This window comes from Spirillospora sp. NPDC048824 (assembly GCF_043198455.1).
GTDB lineage: Bacteria > Actinomycetota > Actinomycetes > Streptosporangiales > Streptosporangiaceae > Spirillospora.
Window position 1 is genome coordinate 391,640 of sequence record NZ_JBICUS010000007.1, and the last position, 21,686, is coordinate 413,325.

Genomic DNA, 21,686 nt, shown 5'->3' on the forward strand with positions numbered 1-21,686 from the left:
ACTCTAGGCCGTCCGGGTGGGGTGGCTCACCAGGCGGCGTCGGCGAGATCCTCTCCGGGGACGGTGGGACCGTCCTTCGCGTAGAGGTCGCCGGCGGTCGCCAGGAGTCCCTTGCCCGTGTGGGCGGCGTCGAGGCCGGTCAGTTCGCCCTTCACCTTCTGCCGCCACAGGACCTTGGTGGGCTTGCCCGCCAGGGTGTACGCCTGGAGGGACAGCTGGGAGTCCTTCACGACTCCGGCGACGATCGTCCTGCCGGTGAGGATCGCGGTGGTACTGCCCTTGGGAAGGGCCAGGACGGCCTTGCTCAGCTTCAGGTCGCCTGCGGCGCCGCCGGTGTCGAGCGTCCGGACCTGGTGACCGGTCTCCCTGACGTCGCCGCCCCCCGAGCGGACGGGGCTCCACACGAACCCGAGCGTGGCGCCGGACCACGAGAGGCTGCCGACACGGCCCGGCGACTTCGTCGTCCACACCTTGTGGGCCCCGGAGGCGGCGGAGACGACGTCCACGCGGCCGCGGTCGCCCTTGTAGGTGACGTAGGCGATCTGGTCGCCGTCCGGGCTCACGGCGAGCTCCGACCACGTGGTGGACACGCCCGGGACGGTGGCCTTCGGCAGGTCTTGAAGGTCCTTGGGACGTCCGTCGTCCTCCAGGAGGAGACGCTGGAACGTCACCTTGCGGTCGGCGTACGACGCGGCGATGTACGAGCCGTCCTTGACCGCCGCGACGCGGTGGAAGCGGCCGCCCTGCGGCGCGGCGACGGGAAGGCCGACGTCGGCGCCGGTCTCGATGTCGCGGACGATGAGCGCGCTGCCGGACGTGGTGACGCCCACGACGAACCGGGGCTCGGTCTTCTTCGCCTCCGCGGCGGCCTGGGCCTCGTGCGGCTTCTCGTCGGCGCGCTGCTGGCGGTGCACGACGTCCACGCCCCCGCCGATGAACAGCGCGGCGGCCGCGGCGACGCCGATGGGGACGAGGCCCCTCCAGGAGCCGAGACGTGTCCCGCGGGGTGGGTCATCGCGCCTGTCGTCCATGGGGTCGCCCTACACCTGCCTTCTGTTGTCCATGACCCGTGACCAGTCGTTTCTACCTCATCCACACCGCACAGACATCCCTGAATGCGAAGTTTCCGGCATCCGGCGGAGCCGCACGCGGCGAGCCGGGTCCGCGTCAGCCGAGCGCCGTCCGAGCGGCCTCCACCAGGGAAGCACGATACGACCCACCGAAGAGTGCCACATGGACGAGAAGCGGATGCAACTGGTGCAGGGCGACCCGCGTGCGCCACCCGTCCGCCAGCGGCGCGGCCTCGTCGTACGCGGCGAGGACACGTTCCAGAAGCGGCGTCCCGAACAGCGCCATCATCGCCAGGTCGGTCTCGCGGTGGCCGCCGTGCGCCGCCGGGTCGATGAGCATCGCCCGGCCGCCGGTCCACAGGACGTTGCCCGACCACAGGTCGCCGTGGATGCGGCTCGGCGGCTCCGGCGGGCCGGCGAGCGCCTCGGCGTCCGCCATCACCCGCTCGATCAGCCGGACGTCGCCGGACGACAGGTGGCGGGCGCCGAGGCGCAGGAACGGTTCGAGGCGGCGCTCGGCGTACCAGCGGGGCCAGTCCCGCTCGTCCGGCGTGTTGTCGAGCGGGAGGTCGGCGATGAAGCCGTCCCAGGACGCCCCGTAGGACGGCGGGCGGCCGCCGGTGTGCAGGGCGGCCAGCTCGCGTCCGAGACGTTCGGCGGCGGACGGGGTCGGCGACGCGGACGGCAGCCACGGCAGGACGAGCATGTCGTCGCCGGCCGCCACCACCTCGGGGACGGGCGTTCCGGGACCCGCCTCGGCCAGCCACCGCAGCCCCGCCGCCTCCGCCGCGAACACGCCCGCCTCGGCGGCGCTCACCCGGGGATCCGGGGCGCCGTCTCCCTGGGACGATCCGGCCGCCGCCTTCACGAACACCTCGCGGCCGTCGGCCAGAGACGCCCGGTGCAGCGTCCACGCATGGCTGGAACCGAGGTCGCTCACGCCGTCGACCCGCGTTCCGAGCAGCCGCTCAAGCCTGCCCCGCACGCGCTCAGCCGCCCTTGAGCGCGGTGCGGATCTCCTCCAGGAGGCCCGGCATGGCCGCCTCCACCTGCTCCAGGACGAAGTCGAAGCCGTCGAGGCCGCCGTAGTAGGGGTCGGGGACGTCCAGGTCGGGGCCCGCGTCCGGGTCGAACTCGCGCAGCAGCCTGATCTTGGCGTGGGCCTCCTCGTCCGGCGCCATCGACCGCAGCGCCCGCAGGTGCCCCCCGTCCAGCGCCAGGATCAGGTCGTAGCGGCCGAACCAGCCCTCCTCGAACTGCCGCGCGATGTGCGCGGACCGGTAGCCGGCCCGCCGCAGCGTCTCGACGGTCCGGGAGTCGGCGTCACCGCCCACATGCCAGCCTCCGGTACCCGAACTGTCCACCTCGACGTCCAGGCCCTCTTCCTCGACGTGGTGGCGCAGAACCCATTCGGCCATCGGTGAGCGGCAGATGTTGCCGGTGCAGACGAACGTGACTCGGTACGACATGCCTCCATGATGGCCGACCCCGCGACGGCACGGCCTTGATGGAAAGAACGCGGCCCCCGACCGTCGCCGGTCGGGAGCCGCGCCTGGGGTGGGTCAGCGCTGGACGGCGTTCAACGCGTCCACGATGCCGTTGCCGAAGAAGCCGTTCTGCCCCTTCGACCCTTCACAGGTCTGCGTCGAGGTCTGCTTCACCCACTCGCCGTCCACATTGCGGTACCAGACGTACTCGACGGTCCGGGGGCTCGGGCATTCCTTGGCGGTCGCGGTGCCGCGCAGGACGCCCTCCACGTGGCGCGGGCTCATGGTGAGGCCGCCGTGCCGCCGGTCCCGGTGCCCATACTTGCTGACGATGAGCGCGGCGACGCCGACGGCGTGCGGCGACGCCATCGAGGTGCCCTGGATCGACTGGTAGTAGGCGCAGTCGTCGCCCTCGCAGCTGCGGATGAGGTACGGCACCTTCGGCGTCCCATCGGCGTTCAGCTCGCCGCGGGCCTTCGCGAGACGCTCGGGGTAGGCGGCCCAGATGCCGGCGCGGTCGTCCGGACGCTGGTCCGGCGTGTCGACCTTGTCGCCGCCGGGCGCGGCCACCGCGACGTAACCGTCGCCGAAGCTGCTGTAGTACGACTTGCGGCCGCTCGGGCCCGTCGACGACACCGGGATGACGTGGTCGCCCTCGGACGGCATCGACACGCAGCTCGCCGGGATCGTCCGCTCGTACGGCTCCTCACCCGGCGTGGACGGGAAGTCGGGGCTGCCGGAGTCGGTGTTCGTCTTCGTGTAGTCGACGAAGTCGTTGCCCGCGGCGGAGATCAGCGTGACGCCCCGCTCGTGCGCGAAGTCCAGCGCGCGCTGCGTGGCCTTGATGATGGTGCGCTGCTCCAGCTGGGCCTCGGGGCTGTCGGCCGGGTTGTTGCCGCAGTTCCAGAGCCACGGGTCCACGTAGTACGACATGTTGACGACGTCGATGCCGTGCTTGGCCGCGTACGTGAGGCCGTCGACGGTCGGCTGCAGGAAGAAGTAGCCGGAGTCCTGCCCGACGCGCAGGTTGACGAGCGACACGTTCGGGGCGACGCCCGCCATGCCGATCCCGTTGCGGGGCGACGCGATCGTGGACGCGACGTGCGTGCCGTGGTCGTTGTCGTCCCAGTCGTTGGGGTCGACGCACGACGTGAACTCGCAGGGCCCGTCGACCTCGTTGCCGTTGGCGTCGGTCGGGATGTCCTTGGTGAAGTTGCGGCTGAGGCGTCGGTTGAAGTTCGCCTTGATGTCGGGGTGGTCGCCGTCCACGCCCGTGTCGAGGATGCCGACCAGCACGCGCTTGTCGCCGGGCTCCTTCTTGTACGAGCCGTCCGCCGTCGCGTGGATCTGCTTCATGTCCCACTGCAGGTCGGCGAGCGGCTCGGTGTCCTTGGACGGCTTCCCGGTGAGGGACACCTTCGCCTTGGTCCCGACGGTCTCCTCGACCTTCGCGGCCTTCTTCTTCGGCTTCTTCGGCGCCTTGCCGATGATCCGGTTGTGCGCGACGCCCTCCAGTGCCCTTTCGCGCATCGCGGCGCGGATGAACTCCGGATTGTCCGAACGGACGGTCGCGACGCCCACGTCACGGTTCTCGTGGACGACCTTGCCTCCGGCCTCTCTCACCGCGTGGTGAGCTCTGCCTGGTGAGACGCCCTCCTTGTAAAGGACGACGTACTCCGACACCTCACCCTTCGGTTGTTCGGGATTCGGTGCCGCTGACGCTGGGAACGCGAGGGCCGTCACTGTGGTGACGGCGCACGCGGCGGAAATCAAGGCTCGCCGCAAAGCAGACCTCCTGGCCGTTGGGGGGATAGCCCGGGTCGGTTGTTGATCAGCCACGCGACGTTACTCGCGTTGTTGTTGAGAGTCGTGTACGAGAATGTAACGAATGAGCAGAGCTCCTGTAAGGCCCCTTATCACCCGGTGCGCAACGCGAGGGTGAGCGCCTCCACGGCCAGCAGGGGGTTGACGTTCGCGTCCAGCCGCTCCCGGCACGCCATGATCGCGTCCAGCCGCCTGAGGGTGTCCTCGGGACGCCCGCCGCCCGCCGCCGTCCGCAGCTCGGGGCCCAGTTCGGTGTTCACGAGGTCGCTGCCCGCCCCCAGCTGAAGCGTCAGCACGTCCCGGTAGTAGGACGCCAGATCGAGGAGCGTCCGGTCGAGCGCATCGCGTTTGACGCGCGTCGCGCGCGACTTCTGCCGGTCCTCCAGCTCCTTGAGCGCACCCGCCGTCCCCCGCGGCATCCGTCCCTTGGCGCTCTCACCGAGGGCCTGCCGCAGCGCGGACGTCTCCGTCTCGTTCAGCTCCTCCGCCTGCGTCTTCGCCTCCGCCTCGGCCGCCTTGACCAGCGCCTCCGCCGCCATGACCGCCGGGCCCACCGACGTCAGCCGGCGCGGGACCGCCAGCACCTCCGCGCGGCGCCGCCGCGCCTCCGGGTCGGTCGCGAGGCGCCGCGCCCGGCTGATGTGCCCCTGCGCCGCCCGCGCCGCCACGTCCGCGGTCTCCCGGTCGACGCCGTCCCGCAGGACGAGGACGTCCGAGACCGCGGCGATCGGCGGTGTCCGCAGCGTCACCAGCCGGCACCGCGACCTGATCGTCACCAGCAGGTCGTCCGGCGACGGCGTGCACAGCAGCCACACCGTCCGCGCCGGGGGCTCCTCGATCGCCTTCAGCAGCGCGTTCGCCGCCTGCTCCGTGGCACGGTCGGCGTCCTCGAACAACACGACCTGCCAGCGGCCCATGCTCGGCGACGACGCCGCGCGCAGCACCAGCGCGCGGGTCTCCTTCACCCCGTACGACAGGCCGGCCGGGCGGACGACCTCCACGTCGGCGTGCGTGCCCTGGAAAACCTGGTGGCAGGACGCGCAGTGCCCGCAGCCGCGCGGCGTCTCCTCGCACTGCAGCGCCGCCGCGAACGCCCGCGCCGCCGCGGACCGCCCCACCCCGGGCGGTCCCGTGAACAGCCACGCGTGCGCCAGGCCGCCGCCCGTCCCGCCGGCGGCCGACGACAGCTCGGCCACGACGGGTTCCTGCCCGACCAGGTCATCCCACACGCTCATGGGAAAGAGGCTAGCCGGGTCAGAAGTCCCGGATGGCCGGGAAGGTGCTCGTGGCGTCCTCGGTGCCGGCGGGCACGGGGTCGGGGAGGATCTCGCGGATGCGGTACTGGATCTCGCGGCTCAGCTCGCCCTGCGCGCGGCTCGCGTCCAGGATCAGGTAGCGGTCCGGGTCGGCCTCGGCGAGGGCGTGGAAACCGGCGCGGACACGCTCGTGGAAGTCCTGCGACTCCGACTCGATGCGGTCGGCGGGGGCCGACAGCCGGTTCAGGCCCGTCTGCGGCGGCACCTCCAGCAGGACCGTCAGGTCGGGGACGAGACCGCCCGTGGCCCACGCGTTGACGCGGGCGATGTCCTCGACGGCCTGCTGCCGCCCGAAACCCTGGTAGGCGAGGGACGAGTCGACGTACCGGTCGCTGACCACGATCGCGCCGCGCTCCATCGCCGGCTTGATCACGTTGGCGACGTGGTCGGCGCGGTCGGCGGCGTACAGGAGGGTCTCGGCGCGGTTGGACAGGCCGGTGGTGTCGCGGTCCAGCAGCATCGCGCGCAGCCGCATACCGATCTTGGTGGCGCCGGGCTCGTGCGTGGTGACGACGTCGTAGCCGTGGTCGCGCAGCCAGATCGCGGCCAGCCGCGCCTGGGTGGTCTTCCCGGCGCCCTCACCGCCCTCGAACGCGATGAACACGCCGCGCTCGCGGTGGGCGGGCTGCTGCGGAAGCGCCGCGGCCTGCTCCGGCAGCGTGTAGATCTCGCCGTGCAGGGCGGCGCGCAGGTCGGGGACGAGGGGGATGCCGCGCCGGTCGTCCAGCCGCCGGTACGCGACGAGGCTCGTCAGCAGGGCGAGGACGGCCGCGCCGAGCAGCGCGATGCCCGGCCCGTCGATGTCGTAGACGCCGCCGCCGAGTTCGAGGCGGTGCGAGCCGGCCGCACCGGCGATCAGCGGGACGGCGGCGACCGTGACCACCGAGGTGACGAGGACGACCGACCGCAGGTAGGCGGACGGGCGGGTGTCGTCCGGCGCGTCCGGGTCGGTGACCGCGGCGACGCCGTTCGACCAGGCGGCCCCGGCGAACATCCCGAGGAACGCCGTCATGAACACGACGACGACGAGGTTCTGCACGAGCGCGATGACGATCAGCGTGAGCGCGGCGGCGATCACCGCGAGGCCGAGCAGCCGGCGGCGGCTGAACGGGACGAGGGCGCGCGGCCCGAGGAACATCCCGAAGCCGAGCCCCAGCGTGAGCCCGGCGAGGACACTGCCGTAGCCGGCGTCCCCGCCGCCCAGCCCGCCGGTGTGCACCCGGGCGACGGCGACGACCGCGCCCGCCGTCAGGGACACCGCGGCGACGGCGATGCCGAGACCGCGCGCGGCGGCCGTCCCCGGCCCCTGGAAGATCGACTTCAGCGGCGCGGGGACGGGGTTCGGCCACGTCGCCGGGATCTCGGGGATCATCGCGACGGCGGCGGCGGAGACGAGGAACACGGCGCCGGTCACGTACAGGGCGAGGTCGGCGCGGGAGCCGCGGCCGAGCGTCCCGTCCGCGATCAGCGCGAGGACGGCGAACAGCAGCGCCGCGACCGGCGCCGGGCCGAACAGGACACGGGTCGCGGACCGGCGCGCGGCGGCGCGCTGGTCCTCGTCCGGCGCCATCGCGGGCAGTGCCGCACGCGCCGCCGGCGTCCACAGCAGGCTCAGGCAGGCGACGAGGAACGCGGCGGCGAACGTCCACGGCAGCAGGTCCACGAGCGGCACCGTCACGACGACCACCAGCCGCAGCACATCGGCGATGATCAGCATGAGCCGGCGGTCGGCGCGGGCGGCCAGCATGCCGCCGAGCGGTGCGAGCAGCACCGCCGGCAGCAGGAGCAGCGCCAGCACGCCGCCGACCGCCTGCGCGCGCGTCGCGGCGTCGTCGTCGCTGGTCAGAGATACGGCCGTCGCGGTCAGTGCCGGGACGGCGAGCCACAGGCCGAGGCCGGACAGCGACAGTGCGAACCGGAGCCGCCGCAACGGCCCGATCGACGAATGTGACGAAACGCCCGGCGGCGGTGACGCTGCGGGGTGCGGCCGGGGTGCGCCCGTTCTGGTCATGTCGGTCAGGGTATCGGCGTGGATGTCCCTATGAGCCGGACTTTGCGGAGGTTCGGCGGCGCGTTGTGGTCTTCTTCGCCGGCTTCTTCTTCCCGCCACCCGCGGCCACCTTCTCCCGCCGCTCAGCGAGCAGCTCCGCCGCGCGCTGGATGGTGATCGACTCGACCTCGTCGCCCTTGCGCAGGCTCGCGTTCGTCTCGCCGTCGGTGACGTACGGGCCGAACCGGCCCTCCTTCACCACGACCGGCTCCCCGCTCGCCGGGTCCTTGCCCAGCTCCCGCAGCGGCGCGGCCGCCGCGGCGCGGCGCCCGCGCTGCTTCGGCTGCGCGAACAGCTCCTTCGCCTGCTCCAGCGTGACGGTGAACAGATCCTCCTCCGAGGCGAGCGAACGGCTGTCGGTGCCCCTCTTGATGTACGGGCCGAACCGCCCGTTCTGCGCGGTCACCGGCTCGCCGTCCAGCTCACCGAGCGTGCGCGGCAGCGACAGCAGCTTCAGCGCGTCGTCCAGCGTGATCGTGTCGAGCGACATCGACTTGAGGAGCGAACCGGTCCGCGGCTTGGCGGCGGCGGCCTTCTTCGTCCGCTTCTTCTCCCCCTCGGCGGGTGGGGCCGCCTCGGGAAGGAGTTCGGTGACGTAGGGGCCGAACCGTCCCGACTTGGCCACGATCGTGTGCCCGGTCTCCGGGTCGGTGCCGAGTTCCCGGTCGCCGGACGGCTGCGCGATCAGCTCCTCGGCCTTCTCGGCGGTCAGTTCGTCCGGCGCGATGTCGTCGGGGATGTTGACGCGCTCGCCGTCCCGGTCGAGGTAGGACCCGTACCGGCCGACCCGGACCATGATGTCGGAGCCCTTGATCGGGAAGGAGCTGACGCCCTTGGCGTCGATGTCGCCGATGTCGCCGACCAGCTCCTTCAGGCCCTCCTCGCCGTTGTCGCCGAAGTAGAACCTGGACAGCCAGGGGATGCGCTCCGCCTCGCCGCGGGCGATCTCGTCGAGACCGTCCTCCATGTGGGCGGTGAAGTCGTAGTCGACCAGGTTGCCGAAGTGCAGCTCCATCAGGTTGACCACGGCGAACGCCAGGAACGACGGGACGAGCGCCGTGCCCTTCTTGAACACGTACTCGCGGGCCAGGATCGTCCCGATGATCGACGCGTACGTCGACGGGCGCCCGATCTCCCGCTCCTCCAGCTCCTTGACCAGGCTGGCCTCGGTGTAGCGGGCCGGCGGGCGGGTCGAGTGGCCCTCCGCGTCCACGGCGTTCGCGGTCAGCGGGTCGCCCTCCGCCAGGTTCGGCAGCCGCCGCTCCTGGTCGTCGCGGTCCGTGGACGGGTCGTCCGCGGACTCCACGTACGCCTTCAGGAACCCGTAGAACGTGATCGTCTTACCGGTCGCGTTGAACTCGGCCCGCTCGTTCCGTGTCGACAGGCCCGTCACGCGGATCGACACCGACTGGCCGACCGCGTCCTTCATCTGGGACGCGATCGTCCGCTTCCAGATCAGCTCGTACAACCGGAACTGGTCACCGGACAGGCCCGTCTCCCCCGGCGTGCGGAACGTGTCGCCCGCAGGGCGGATCGCCTCGTGCGCCTCCTGCGCGTTCTTCACCTTGGACGCGTAGACGCGCGGCTTGTCCGGGACGTACTCGCCGCCGAACAGCGCCGCCGCCTGCCGCCGCGCCGCCGTGATCGCCGTCTCCGACAGCGTGATCGAGTCGGTTCGCATGTAGGTGATGAAGCCGTTCTCGTACAGCTTCTGCGCCACCGACATCGTGTACTTCGCGGAGAAGCTCAGCTTCCGGCTCGCCTCCTGCTGGAGGGTCGTCGTCCGGAACGGGGGATACGGCTTGCGCGTATAGGGCTTGCGCTCGACGGACTTGACCTCGTACGGCCGTCCCCGCAGCCGCTCCGCCAGGCCCCGCGCCGCCTCCTCGTCCAGGTGCAGCACGTCCCGCGACTTCAGGGTGCCGTCCGACGCGAAGTCACGGCCCTGCGCCACCCGCTTGCCGTCCACGGACAGGAGCCCGGCCTTGAAGACCTTCGGCTCCTCCGCCTTGCCCGTGTCGAACTGCGCGGCGATGTCCCAGTAGTGGGCCGGGACGAACGCGATCCGCTCCCGCTCCCGCTCCACGACCAGCCGCGTCGCCACCGACTGCACCCGGCCCGCCGACAGCTTCGGCATGACCTTCTTCCACAGGACGGGGCTGACCTCGTACCCGTAGAGCCGGTCCAGGATGCGGCGCGTCTCCTGCGCGTCCACCAGCCGCATGTTCAGCTCACGCGGGTTCGCGGCGGCACGCTGGATCGCGTCCTTGGTGATCTCGTTGAAGACCATCCGGTGCACGGGGACCTTCGGCCTCAGGACGTCCTGGAGATGCCAGGCGATCGCCTCGCCCTCCCGGTCCTCGTCCGTCGCGAGGTAGAGCTCGTCGGCCTCGGCGAGCAGCTTCTTGAGCTTCTGGACCTGCTGCCGCTTGTCGGCGTTGACCACGTAGAGCGGCTCGAACCCGTGCTCGACGTTCACGCCGAGCTTGGCCCATGACTCGCCCTTGTACTTGGCCGGTACCTCCGAGGCGCTGCCCGGGAGGTCCCGGATATGGCCGATACTGGACTCCACGATGTACCCACGACCCAGGTACCCCGCGATCGTCTTCGCCTTCGCGGGCGACTCGACGATCACCAGGCGGGTACCGGCGCCGTTGCCCCGGCCACTGTTCGCGGTGCCGTTCTTGGCTGGCACAGTCGCTCCAACCTCGCTGTCTTGGTCCTGTTGCCTTACACGGGCTCTTTCATACCGGCTTGCTACAACGTCAGATGAGGGCGCGTTCATGCCCGCGGGTCATTTCCGCCGCCTCACCGCCGTCGTTCCGCCCCGGGGGCGGGATTCTCACCGCCGCGCGCCCCAGACAGGATGACATGCCGCCGGGCGCCGCGCGGACCGGGTCGCCACCGTACGGTGCCGCACCCCCGGTAGACCAAGTAATAATGGTCGCAATGGCGGAGTACACCTACCTCGTCCTGTCACTGCCCCGCGGCACCACCCGTGATACCGCCCGGCAGATTTTGACCGAGCACGCGGAGCGCGGCGGCTGGGAAATCGATCGGTTGCGCCTCTACCCAGACGGCCGCCGCCGTATTCAGCTCCGCCGCAAGGTCATCCGCGCGGTCCGCACGTTCTGAAACGTTCTGACGCCGTCCCCGCCGCCCGGAGCGTAGCACTACGTACGTTCCAAATGACGCAACGTGAACGTATTGCCTGGTGACAGGCCAGGTGACAGGGCCGAACAACCTGGCCTGGATGACAGGGCTTCGCCCGTCCCGGGGGACCGCGCCGTCCGGGACGGGCGAAGCGTCTCGCTCACCGCCGCGCCGCTGCCGCACCACGCCGCGGCGGCCTCAGCCCTTCAGCGGCGCCCGAACCTGATCCCGCGGGCCGGCCGCGACACCCCGGCGGCGAAGGCCAGCAACGCGGCCAGGCCGAACGTCCACGTCGTCCCGGCCGTGGGCTCAGGGCCGATCGTCTCCTCCGCCGCGACCTGCCGCACCGGCCCGATCACACCCGCACCCGGCGTCGATGGCCGGGCGTTCCTCGCGGGCAGGCCGGTCACCGTGAACAGGCCGTCGGCCACGTTCAGGCCGCCGACTACCGGGGCGCCATCGGTGGCGGGGAGGGGCTCGCCGGTCGCCCGGTAGTAGGGGTGGTAGCCGCCGTGGCCCGATCCGTCCTGACAGAGGGCGAACGCGAGGCCGACCGCGGCGGCGGCGTTGCCGCACACCTCCGCGGGTGCCGTGACCGGCGCGTTGCCCTGGTTGCCGGCGAGAATCCCGGCCGTCCCGGACGTGTGCTGGTCGCCGCCCGAGCTGCTGCGGACGTGGGCGCCGCCCTCGCAGAACGCCCCCGCCTGCCCGACGAGCGCCGCGGCGTTGCCGCACGCGGTCAGCGGGACGCTGATCGGGGCGTTGGCCTGGTCGCCCGCGAGGACGCCGAAGTCGCCGCCGGTCGCCTGCCCGCCCGTCCGGTGGCCGCCGTTGCGGACGGACGCGCCGCCCGCGCAGGCAGCCGCCGCCGCGCCGCCGACCGCGTTCCCGCAGATGTCGACGGGAATGGAGATCGGCAGGTTCGCCTGGTTGCCGCCGCCGGCGCCGAACACGCCGGACGTCTCCTGTCCGGCCCCGGTGCTGCCGCCGTTCTTGACGCCGGCGCCGCCCTCGCAGCCGGCCACCGCGTCACCGGCGATCGCCACCGCGTTCCCGCACACGTTGACGGGAGCGGAGACCGGCGCGTTGACCTGGTTGCCCGCGATGACGCCACCCGTCCCGTCGGTGACCTGGCCGCTCTTGCCGCCGCCCTTGACCTTCGCGCCGCCGTCGCAGCCCGCGTCCGCGTACCCGAGCACGCCGGCGCCGTTGCCGCAGACGTTCACCGGCAGGGAGACGGGGGCGTCGACCTGGTTTCCGGAGGCGACGCCGTGTTCACCGGACGTCTCCTGCCCGGCACCGTCGCGCTCGCGGATCTCGGTGCCGCCGCGGGACGTGGCATACGTGGTACCGAGCAGGGAGGCGCCGTTGCCGCTCACGTCGACGGGAGCGGAGACCGGTGCGTTGACCTGGTTGCCGCTCAGGATGCCGCCGGCGCCGCTCGTGACGTCGGCGAAGGCGTTGGAGGGGACGGCGGTGACACCGAGGGCGACAAAGCCCGCGGCGAACACCGCTGCACGTGATGTGCCTTTTGCGCGCGTTCGCATGATGCTCCGTTCATTAAAGGGGGAGACGCACGGTTTCTCCGGTGCGTCGTGAGATCTGCCGTGCGGAGGGCACGGCGAGTGACCGGACGAGCGCGCCCGAGCCGCACGGGCACGCGTCCGGAGCCTGTGATCAGGTGTTAGTCAGGCGCGAAGGACGGCTCGTCGGCGGCGGTGCGGACGGCCGGGGGAACGGCGCCGAAGACATGCGCAACCGATGCGCGGGGCGGGGCCGGTGCCCACGCGACGACGTTCGGGAATCCCGCCGTCGCACCGTGCGGGGAGGAAGCGCCGGACGCCGAATTGCCGTCCGGCCGGTCGTGCGCCTGGAACGGCTGATGCCGATCGACCCGCTGCGACACGTGACCGACGGCCGGAGCCGACTGAGCGACCTTGGAAACCGCCCGCGCGCGCTCACGCGCCACGGGCACCGGATCGGTCGCGGAAACCGCCGGAACACGGGCCGTGTGACGGGCCTTGTGCGCGATTTCTCGAACGTCCGGGACCTCCGGAGGGGGCGACGCGTCCGGCGTCGCCTTCTCGTCCTCCGGCGTCTTCACGTCTTCCGGCGTCTTCGCCGCCACGGCCCGCACGACCCGGCGCACCGGTTCGTGCCGGTGGACGGTCTCGACCGCGTCCCCGAGCACGGGCGTCGTCGCGACGACCCCCGCGACGGGCCTCTCCTCGGCATGTGCGGACTGCGCCGCACACCCGAGGAGCCAGCCCGCGATCAGCAACCCGCCGAGGACGAGCAGCCGCCGGCAGGCCCGTCCGGCGACGACGCGGCGCAGCTGGACGGAATCCACCCGAAGCCGCGCCGCGCCACCCACCACCGGACACCCTCCGCTGCCGCCACACCATCTTCAACGAACGGTGACGATACCACCACGGAGCGCATTGGCAATGGCAAATTCAGGAGCGGTCGAGGAATTTGTCGAGGACCCTGACGCCGAAACGCAGACCGTCCACGGGAACGCGCTCGTCGACCCCATGGAACATTCCGGAAAAGTCCAACTCTGGGGGCAATTTCAGCGGCGCGAAGCCGAAGCACCGCATGCCCAGCCGCGCGAACGACTTGGCGTCCGTCCCACCGCTCAGGCAGTACGGAACCGGCAAGGCACCGGCGTCCTCGGAGGTCAGCGCCGCCTCCATCGCGGCGACGAGCGCACCCTCATAGTCCGTTTCCATCGCCTGGTCATGGTGAACGAAATCCCGCTGAACGTCCGGCCCGAGAAGTTCGTCCACTACCGCGAAGAACTCCTCCTCATATCCGGGAAGGAACCGTCCATCCACCTGTGCGGTGGCACTCTGCGGAATGACATTCGTCTTGTATCCGGCGTCCAGCCGTGTCGGGTTGAGCGTGTTCCTGAGCGTCGCCCCGATCATCCGCGCCAGCGGCCCGATCTCCTCCAGGCACTTCTCCGGCCGCTCCGGATCGAACTCCACCCCGTACGCCATGCACGCCCGCTCCAGAAAGGCCCGCACCGACTTCGTCAACCGCACCGGGAACTCGTGCGACCCCAGTCTCGCGACCGCCGCCGCCACGGCCGTCACCGCGTTGTCCGGATGCACCATCGACCCGTGCCCCGCGGTCCCCCTGGCGGTCAGGTTCATCCAGGCGATGCCCTTCTCCGCCGTCTCGATGAGGTACATCCGCCGGTCCCCGGGCACCGTCAAACTGAACCCGCCGACCTCTCCCACGGCCTCGGTGCACCCCTCGAACAACTCCGGATGCTCCCTCACCAGCCACTGCGCCCCCCACTTGCCCCCGGCCTCCTCATCGGCCAGGAAGGCCAGCACCACGTCCCGCGGCGGCCTGCGCCCCTCCCTGAGCCGCTGCCGCACAACGGCCAGGATCATCGCGTCCATGTCCTTCATGTCCACGGCCCCGCGACCCCAGACGCACCCGTCCGCGATCTCTCCCCCGAACGGGTCGTGCGTCCAGTCCTCCGCCCGCGCCGGCACCACGTCGAGATGCCCGTGCAGCAGCAACGCGTCCCGCCCGCGGTCCTCCCCCTCGATCCGCGCCACGAGACTGGCCCGCCCCGGATGCGACTCGAAGATCCGCGACTCCACCCCGACCTCGTCGAGCTTTCCCGCGACATACTCGGCCGCCGCCCGCTCCCCCGGCCCCGAGTGATCACCCGGGTTGCTCGTGTCAATCCGGATCAGCTCCTGGCAGAGCCGGACGACCTCGTCCTCAGCGGTCGGCTGCTGGCCCACAGTGATCACCTTCGCGCCTCGCGTCCTCACCTGTCGGCCCCCATGGTGCCCCGTCGATCGACTTCGCCGCGACTCGTCTCCTTTGGTATGGTGAACCGGCCGCAGCCACGCTGCGGCCTGCAACCGGTCCGGGTGGCGGAATAGGCAGACGCGCTAGCTTGAGGTGCTAGTGCCCTTTACGGGGCATGGGGGTTCAAGTCCCCCCTCGGACACAAACCATTAGCACATGTGGAAGTCGGGACCACCCTGGCTTCCACTAGTTGTTTCTGCGGGTAGTACATCATCTTCAGCCCGAGCTTCGCGTACAGGTCCGCCTTGTCGTCGGGGCAGGCATGGACGACCGCGCGGGCGAGTTCGCCGGTCTGGTGCAACAGCTCGGCCAGCGCGTCGCTGGAGACCGCTTGGTCTGCCGGGATGGCGCTCAACTCGCCCTTCAGCCGAGCGCGTTCCTGCTCGGTCTCGTTGATCCATGCCGCGACCTGGACGGCGTCAGCGCCCGCGTTGAGAGCGGCGCGGTACTGGTTGAGGCGCTGGTCACAGGTGGCGAGTTGCTTGCGGAACCGAGTGGCGGCGGTGTTCTCGGTGCCGCTGGCCTGCGCGGTCATCGCCTCGATCGTGGCCTTGATGCGGGTCGGCGAGAACGCTGTGATGAGCCAGGTGTCGATGTCCTCGATGATCTCGGCCTCGCGCAGGTAGACGACCTTGGGGTGGACGACCTTGTTGGCGAGCGCGTACTCGGCCGGGAACCGACACCGGTAGTACGCCTGGTCGTTGTTCCAGTTGCCCTGCATCTTGCGTTCGCAGTATCCGCACTGCAGGCACCCTCGAAACGCGTAGGGGCGCCGGGTCCGGTGCGGCTTGTGCGTCGCAGGGCCGCGTCCGCGTGAGGCCAGGATGGCCTGGGCGCGTTCGAAGTCCTCGACCGGCACGAGCGCTTCATGGGCTTGCTGCTCTGACCAGACCCACTGGTCGCGGTCGTTCCAACGCAGCTTGGTGGTGTGGCCGAGCGCGACGTCCTCAACGTCGAGCAGGACCTCGTCCTTTCGCTGCTTGTTCCAGACCTGGCGGCCGGTGTAACGCGGGTTGGTGATGATGACCCGCACAGCCGACTTCGACCAGGCCACCTGGATCCGGTGCTGGTTACGGGTCGGGTCGGCCGCAGACGGGGACGGGACGCCCTCGCGGGTGAGTTCCTCGGCGATGTCGAAGATGCCCCGCCCGCCGATGAACTGGGTGAAGATCCACTTCACCACCAACGAGTAGGCCGGATGCGCGACCAGACGGCGGAGGCGCTTGCCATCCGCCGCCTTGGCCGGGTTGGGGTGCGGTCCGGCGTCGATCAGCTCGTACCCGTAGGGCGGGCGGCCGCCGAGGTAACGTCCCTCGGTCGCGGTGATCGCGGCCATGGCCGACCGGACGCGGATCTTGATGCGGTTGCGCTCGCCCTTGGACAGGCCACCGAAGACGCCCATGATCATGTCGTGGGCTTCGTTGGCCGGGTCGATCGCGCCCCCGACCTCCGGTACCCACAGTGGCACCCGGAAGTGCTCGAACAGCGGGAACGTGAGCGAGTACTGGTTGCCGTAGAAGGCCCGGTGCGGCTCGCCCACAACGACCGCGTCGAAGTCGCGGACAGGGTTCTTGAGCGCCTCGATCAGCGCGGAGGCTTGCGGGCGGCGGGCCCACGGGATCGAGCGGGACTTGTCGACGTCGAAGTACTCGGCGACGATCGTTCCGCCCTTGGGCTCGACGAGGCCCGTCGCGCGGCGGAGTTGCCAGGCGCGTGATGCGGCTGGGTCCTGGTTGTCCTCGGTCGAGACCCGCCCGTAGAAGGCGAACCTCAACCCCTGCTGCTGGACAGCCGCCTGCGGCAGCGGCACATTCGACACTGTCATTCGTTGTTCTCCTGTTGGCGCTTGGGATCCGGGCCTGGGCGGGAGCGTGCGTTGAGCACCATCCGCAGCAGGACGTGAGCCACGTCCGGTGTGAGCCGTGGCGGCTCGTCCGGCGTCGAGACCCGGACCTGTCGTTTTCTCTTGTCCGGGGTACTCATCGAGTGACCGCCCCGCACGTTCCGGTGGCGCGGGCGAACCGGAATCGGCTGGTCGATCCAGCCCGACCTCGTTGGGCAAGGTCAAGCCATGTCAAGCCCGTGGGGCTTCGCGGCGACCATATGCTCGGCGAGCAGTCCGGCTCCTCACCGGAACCACGCTGGAGCTTCACCAACCGCCTCCGGGACGCAGTTCGGTGCGTACCTGGAACAGCAACAGGTCCTCATGGGCGGTGGCCATGGCTGGGATGCCGTGTTCGCGGAGGCGGCGGGATTCGATCATCTGGAAGAACGAAGCGCGGGTGACGATCTGCCCGTCGCGCAGGCCGCACAGCAGGGCGGCGAAACGGTCGGCCAGGACCAGGCCGTTGTCTTCGGCGACGGTGATGACCTGGCCCGGCAGGTCGACGAGTTCGCCGGCGACGCGGAAGGGGCGGACAGTGACCGCGATGACTCCGCCTGGGCGGAGCAGCGCCGCGCACCCGGTGAGGATCTGTCCGAACCCTGCGACGAGTTCGGCGGTCGGGCGGTGGGCGAGGTTGCGGCGGTCGGTGGAGTATCGGTTGTGGGACTTGTCGATCTTTCCACCGCCGTTGTCTCGGCCGGTGCATACTTGCCCGTGGGTAGTCGCCCCGTAGGGCGGGGAGGTCAGCACGAGCGCGGCGGTGCCGGTGAGGTCGGCGAGCGCGGTGGCGATGTTTCGGGCGTCGCCGTGGACGACCTGTCCGGTGCCGGTGGCTCCTTGAGTGCGGGCATGCCGTAGGTTCCCTGCGGCCATCTGCGCGAAGTGCGCTTCGAACTCCATGCCGGTGGTGTCGCGTCCTTGGTGGACGGCTTCGACCAGGGTGGTTCCGATGCCGCACATGGGGTCGATCACCAGGTCGCCGGGTTCGGTGTAGGTGGCGATGACCTTGGCGGCGATCGCGGGGAGCATCTTGGCCGGGTGCGTCATCGACTCGGGCATGTAGCGGCCCTTGCGCTGGAGGCGTGAGGGCCGCTGGCCGGTGAGGAGTACGGACGCGAGTCTGCGGGTCTCGGTGTGGGTGCTGGTGTTCATCGGTCACCTTCCTGGCCGCTGTTGCCCGGTCGCGTGAGGATGCAGACGTCGGCGTGGACTCGGGCCGCGGGTGGCAGGGCCCGGGAGCGGATGTCGCGGAGTTGCCCGAGGCTGTCGGGGCTGGCCTGGATGAGCAGGGTGTCGCCCTCGACCGGAACGCGGACGGCGATGATGTGCTGGCTATAGCGGAACCCGGCCTTGCGGGCCTCGCGGATGATCGCCGGTGCGGGGTCGATGAGGTGCCCGTTGTGGTGTCGGGCGGTGGTCACGACGGCGAGGTGGCCACCGGGCCGCAGCACCCTGTAGGCGGCTGGCAGGAACGATCGAGCGTGGAAGGCACTGTTGGTCAAGACGTCCGACAAGCACGCCGGGCACGCACCCCGGGCCCGTGTCGCTTTCGCGTCGGTGGTGCGGCTGCCGACGGTGGGTGGTGCCGCGATGACCAGCGCGACTTGCCCGGAGTAGTCGGCCAGGCCGAGATGCATCTGGTCGGCGCGACAGGGCCGCATCACAACACGTGCAAGGTGTTCGTGCGGAAGGTGGGCGCGTAGCTGCGCGCCGATGTGCTGGGCGAGCGGGAAGTGCGGGACGCAGGCGACGGCGCGCCGGTCGAGTTCGGCCGCCGTGCGCAGGGTGGCGGAGTTCGTGATGAACGCCTCGGCGATGACGTCGCCTTCGCCGGTGGCGGTGGTGATGAGGTGGCGCGCGAGCCCGGAGCTGATGGTGCCCTGGTGCCGTTCGCAGGCGCGGGTGCGGGGTGCCCGGTGGGCGGGGCCCTGGCAGGGCTGCGCGTCGTGGGCGGGCTGGTCGGTGGTGTCGTCCGGGCAGAGCCAGACGGACAGCGGCAGAAGCTGCCGCGCGCTGCTGGCGGGTGTCGGGTTCGGCTTGTTGGTGCTGGTCATGTCGGGTGACCCGTGATGGTCGCCCGGTCCCCTGTCTCACCAAGTAACTGGACGGCGCCCTGCCTGATTTTGGACACGTCCAGCGCGATTTCCAGTCGGAGGTCACCACTCCGTCGCGCTGTCCAGCGGTGTTCGCCTGACTATGGAGTGTTCTGTGTACGCTCTGGAGCGTCGCGATCCCATCCCGCTAAGAGGTCCTAACGGAATGAGTCGCCAAGGACTCTGGACAGTGGATGGGCGTTGCTGGGACGATCATGGTCGTGGACCAGGGGGTGCATCTGCGGCTGGCTGAGCCGGATGATTACGGCCGCATCGTCGGTGTGGTGGATGACTGGTGGGGGCGGCCGATCAGGTCGATTCTGCCCCGGCTGTACTTGGACCACTTCCATCGCACCAGCCTGGTAGTTGAAGACGGCGATGGCCTGGCGGGGTTCCTCGTCGGGCTCCTGTCCCATTCGATGCCTGACACCGCCTACATCCACGCCGTCGGCATCGCACCCCATCTTCGCGGTAACGGGCTGGCTCGTCGCCTTTACCAGCAGTTTTTCGATCTAGTTGCGGCCGAGCATCGCACGAAGGTCAAGGCAATCACCTCCCCGCAGAACTACGGTTCCATCGCCTTCCACACCGCGATGGGTTTCACGGTCATCGGCCCCGTCGCCGACTACGACGGACCCACGGTCGACCGCATCGTCTTTCAGCTCCAACTCTCCCCTGCGACAGGATGACGCACTGAACGCTTCGGGCGCACCTGCACAGTCCGGCAGGCAATCAGCGGGCGAGGCGTCGCCCGAGTCCCGCATCTCGGGAAGGAGCTGCTGTCAGGCGAACCACTGCTCGGGCAAGGTAGGCATCAGGGCATGGAGTGATTCCGAGGTGCGTCCGCGCAAGGTGAGGTTGGCGGCGGTTCCCGGACGTCGTCTCCCCCACGGATCGTTCTGCCACTCCTGCTCTGTCGTGACCATGGTGTGTTCGAGATGCACCAGGACCTCGGGGGCCAGGAACCAGCGATCAGGCGACATGGGGACGATCCAGTCGTAGCAGGGCACGACCGAGGACAGTGCCAGTTCCTCGAAACGGTCGGCCAGATCGGCGATCTGCTCCTGCCGGAGCTCGCCGTAAACGATCAGACGCTTGTCGTGCCACCAGTGTTCGCGCAGCACCAGATCTAAGAGTGCCACCGACAACCGATCGGTGAACGGTCGCAACTCAGAGTAGTCGTTCGTAGTCTGGAACGTCGGAGGGTCGTCCAGATGCATGTCTTCCAGGCGCACATAGCGCTCCCAGACCCCCTGATTCTCCGCCTGGTACATCAACGCCCGTAGGTCCGCATCGATGTCGAAGCGCTCGACCCCTATCAGGCGATGCATGAGGCTGCGGTCCGGATCGACGGATCCGACATACCGCCTGCTGAAGAGCAGCAACGCCTCCCTCAGCGACGCCGGAAGAGCGATCCCCAACCTCCGCTCAACCTCCTGTACCTCCCCCAGGGAGTACGCGTCTGGCCTGGCCAACGGAGTCGTCCACGCAGCGCAGTAGCGGGATATGAACCGAAACGCAGCATCGGCGTTCTCCAAGCCCGCAGCGAGTTCATCCACAAGATCAAACGGGGAGGACATGACCGGGATCCTAGGGACAGCGCATTTACCAGGAGCGGTATGGCCCGCTTCGGACACCTTAAGAAACGCGCTTCCTCCCCGTCTCTCCTCCTTGGTACGTAGTTGCCGGCCGCCGCCTCCACAGACAGGTCAACATGGCGGCGGCAGCACGGTGCTGGATCTGGCACGCCGAGCACTGCGGGGACTTGCGCTTCCCCTGAGATCGTGGAGACCGAACCTGGGAGAAGGTTGGGTCGTTGGATACCGAGAGACGCTCGTTCGATCCGGAGTTTCGAGCCGGAGCGGTGCGCATCGTGCAGGAGACCGGCCGGCCGGTTGCGCAGGTGGCGCGTGATCTGGGGATCAACCAGTACACGCTGCACAACTGGGTGAAGAAGGATCGGCTGGCCGGTTCTGGCGGGAACGGAGGCGGCGCCCTGTCCAAGTCGTCCAAGGGCTCGGGGCTGAGTGAGTCCGAGCGGGAGGAGCTGGCGCGGCTGCGCCGGCAGAAGGCCGAGATGGCCCGGCGGCATGCTGAGGAGCGCGCCGCGTGGGAGGCCGAGCGCGCTCAGTTGGAGATGGAGCGTGATGTCCTCAAGCGATCAGTGGTCCTCTGGGTGAAGGAGGCGGAGGGCCGGTGAGCGTGGCGGCCTTCATCGCCGACCAGAAGACCGTCCATGACGTCCCCCACGCCGTGGCCTGCCGGGCGCTGGGCGTCTCGCAGTCCTGGTTCTACAAGTGGAGGCAGCGGATCGGGGTCCAGGCGCCGACTGGGCGGCAGCGGCGGCGGGCCGAGCTGGATGAGGCGATCCGCCGGTCCTTCGAGGCGTCCGGGGGCACTTACGGGTCCCCGCGGGTCACCGATGATCTGCGTGAGGAGGGCTGGCGGGTGTCGGTGAACACGGTGGCGGCGCGGATGGTCGAGCTCGGCCTGGCCGGGCGGCCCGGTCCGCGCAGGCGCCGGTCGCTGACCCGCCAGGGCAGGCGGGCGGCGGCCCCGGACCTGGTGCACCGCAACTTCACCGCCGTCGCCCCCGACCTGCTGTGGGTCGGGGACGTGACGCAGATCGACACCGGCGAGGGGCCGCTGTATCTGGCCACGGTGGAGGACATGTTCGCCCGCCGACTGCTGGGGTTCGCGATGTCGCAGCACCATGACGCGGACCTGACGATCGCGTCGCTGCAGATGGCGGCGGCGACGCGCGGCGGTGACGTGGACGGGGTGATCTTCCACTCCGACCGCGGCAGCGAGTACACCGCGTCCCGCCACCAGGCCGTCTGCCGGCGGCTGGGCATCACCCAGTCGATGGGCCGGGTCCGGAAGGTGTCAAGTCAAATGAGACAGGGGCCAGTGATCGTTAGGCGGCGTGTTCGTCCTGGTCAGGGCCGGTCCGGTCAGTGGCGTCCTCGTC

18 protein-coding genes and 1 tRNA gene are annotated in these 21,686 nt (G+C 70.2%); 5 read left to right on the forward strand and 14 right to left on the reverse strand.

All coding sequences use genetic code 11. The features are described from left to right. Positions 1–26 precede the first annotated feature (26 nt). The 7 genes from ACGFIS_RS17190 to topA all read right to left on the reverse strand — a co-directional run bounded on the left by ACGFIS_RS17190 (position 27) and on the right by topA (position 10,442). Positions 27–1,031 (reverse strand): hypothetical protein, encoded by a 1,005-nt coding sequence (locus tag ACGFIS_RS17190; protein WP_392905924.1) that lies wholly within the window; start codon positions 1,029–1,031, stop codon positions 27–29. Between the two features lie 136 nt (positions 1,032–1,167). Continuing rightward, on the reverse strand, positions 1,168–2,055 hold the full coding sequence (locus tag ACGFIS_RS17195; RefSeq protein WP_392905925.1) for a fructosamine kinase family protein: 888 nt from the start codon (positions 2,053–2,055) through the stop codon (positions 1,168–1,170). Positions 2,056–2,059: 4 nt separating this feature from the next. Further along, on the reverse strand, positions 2,060–2,539 hold the full coding sequence (locus ACGFIS_RS17200) for a low molecular weight protein-tyrosine-phosphatase (protein WP_392905926.1): 480 nt from the start codon (positions 2,537–2,539) through the stop codon (positions 2,060–2,062). A 93-nt stretch (positions 2,540–2,632) separates the two neighbouring features. Next, positions 2,633–4,240 (reverse strand): S8 family serine peptidase, encoded by a 1,608-nt coding sequence (locus tag ACGFIS_RS17205; protein WP_392905928.1) that lies wholly within the window; start codon positions 4,238–4,240, stop codon positions 2,633–2,635. A 233-nt stretch (positions 4,241–4,473) separates the two neighbouring features. Then, a complete protein-coding gene (locus ACGFIS_RS17210; protein ID WP_392905929.1) occupies positions 4,474–5,616 on the reverse strand; it encodes a DNA polymerase III subunit delta' in 1,143 nt (380 codons plus the stop codon). Positions 5,617–5,635: 19 nt separating this feature from the next. Further along, complete coding sequence (gene tmk, locus ACGFIS_RS17215; RefSeq protein ID WP_392905930.1) at positions 5,636–7,708, reverse strand: dTMP kinase; 2,073 nt, start codon at positions 7,706–7,708, stop codon at positions 5,636–5,638. A gap of 28 nt (positions 7,709–7,736) precedes the next feature. After that, on the reverse strand, positions 7,737–10,442 hold the full coding sequence (topA, locus tag ACGFIS_RS17220) for a type I DNA topoisomerase (RefSeq protein WP_392905931.1): 2,706 nt from the start codon (positions 10,440–10,442) through the stop codon (positions 7,737–7,739). A gap of 254 nt (positions 10,443–10,696) precedes the next feature. Here topA and ACGFIS_RS17225 point away from each other — a divergent pair, with 254 nt between their 5' ends. Next, the gene (locus ACGFIS_RS17225) at positions 10,697–10,882 is read left to right on the forward strand and encodes a DUF5703 family protein (RefSeq protein ID WP_021596264.1); all 186 of its coding nucleotides are present in this window, start codon (positions 10,697–10,699) and stop codon (positions 10,880–10,882) included. Positions 10,883–11,106: 224 nt separating this feature from the next. Here the strand turns inward: ACGFIS_RS17225 and ACGFIS_RS17230 are convergent, their stop codons facing one another. The 3 genes from ACGFIS_RS17230 to ACGFIS_RS17240 all read right to left on the reverse strand — a co-directional run bounded on the left by ACGFIS_RS17230 (position 11,107) and on the right by ACGFIS_RS17240 (position 14,676). Further along, on the reverse strand, positions 11,107–12,447 hold the full coding sequence (locus ACGFIS_RS17230; RefSeq protein WP_392971550.1) for a chaplin family protein: 1,341 nt from the start codon (positions 12,445–12,447) through the stop codon (positions 11,107–11,109). A 137-nt stretch (positions 12,448–12,584) separates the two neighbouring features. Continuing rightward, positions 12,585–13,274 (reverse strand): hypothetical protein, encoded by a 690-nt coding sequence (locus tag ACGFIS_RS17235; RefSeq protein ID WP_392971553.1) that lies wholly within the window; start codon positions 13,272–13,274, stop codon positions 12,585–12,587. Between the two features lie 82 nt (positions 13,275–13,356). Further along, positions 13,357–14,676: a M20/M25/M40 family metallo-hydrolase gene (locus ACGFIS_RS17240; RefSeq protein ID WP_392971556.1), complete on the reverse strand. Its 1,320-nt coding sequence runs from the start codon at positions 14,674–14,676 to the stop codon at positions 13,357–13,359. Positions 14,677–14,793: 117 nt separating this feature from the next. Here ACGFIS_RS17240 and ACGFIS_RS17245 point away from each other — a divergent pair. Then, positions 14,794–14,879, forward strand: a tRNA-Leu gene (locus ACGFIS_RS17245). On the opposite strand, the gene ACGFIS_RS17250 is transcribed toward ACGFIS_RS17245, so the two are convergent. The 3 genes from ACGFIS_RS17250 to ACGFIS_RS17260 form a co-directional block, all read right to left on the reverse strand. Continuing rightward, positions 14,844–16,562, reverse strand: coding sequence for a recombinase family protein (locus ACGFIS_RS17250; protein ID WP_392971559.1), 1,719 nt, complete (start codon positions 16,560–16,562; stop codon positions 14,844–14,846). The genes ACGFIS_RS17245 and ACGFIS_RS17250 overlap by 36 nt on opposite strands. A 324-nt stretch (positions 16,563–16,886) precedes the next feature. Beyond that, positions 16,887–17,774 (reverse strand): TRM11 family SAM-dependent methyltransferase, encoded by an 888-nt coding sequence (locus tag ACGFIS_RS17255; protein ID WP_392971562.1) that lies wholly within the window; start codon positions 17,772–17,774, stop codon positions 16,887–16,889. After that, positions 17,771–18,676, reverse strand: coding sequence for a hypothetical protein (locus ACGFIS_RS17260; protein ID WP_392971565.1), 906 nt, complete (start codon positions 18,674–18,676; stop codon positions 17,771–17,773). Before ACGFIS_RS17260 ends, ACGFIS_RS17255 begins: the two co-directional genes overlap by 4 nt. Positions 18,677–18,930: 254 nt before the next feature. On the opposite strand from ACGFIS_RS17260, the gene ACGFIS_RS17265 reads away from it, so the two are divergent. Then, the gene (locus ACGFIS_RS17265) at positions 18,931–19,404 is read left to right on the forward strand and encodes a GNAT family N-acetyltransferase (protein ID WP_392971568.1); all 474 of its coding nucleotides are present in this window, start codon (positions 18,931–18,933) and stop codon (positions 19,402–19,404) included. A gap of 93 nt (positions 19,405–19,497) precedes the next feature. Here ACGFIS_RS17265 and ACGFIS_RS17270 read toward each other — a convergent pair whose 3' ends face one another. Further along, positions 19,498–20,100, reverse strand: a complete 603-nt coding sequence (locus ACGFIS_RS17270) for a hypothetical protein (RefSeq protein ID WP_392971571.1) — start codon at positions 20,098–20,100, stop codon at positions 19,498–19,500. Between the two features lie 431 nt (positions 20,101–20,531). On the opposite strand from ACGFIS_RS17270, the gene ACGFIS_RS17275 reads away from it, so the two are divergent. Next, positions 20,532–20,915: a transposase gene (locus ACGFIS_RS17275; RefSeq protein WP_392971574.1), complete on the forward strand. Its 384-nt coding sequence runs from the start codon at positions 20,532–20,534 to the stop codon at positions 20,913–20,915. Next, positions 20,912–21,686: IS3 family transposase (locus ACGFIS_RS17280; RefSeq protein ID WP_392971577.1), on the forward strand; the 775-nt coding region annotated here is incomplete at its 3' end. The genes ACGFIS_RS17275 and ACGFIS_RS17280, both read left to right, overlap by 4 nt.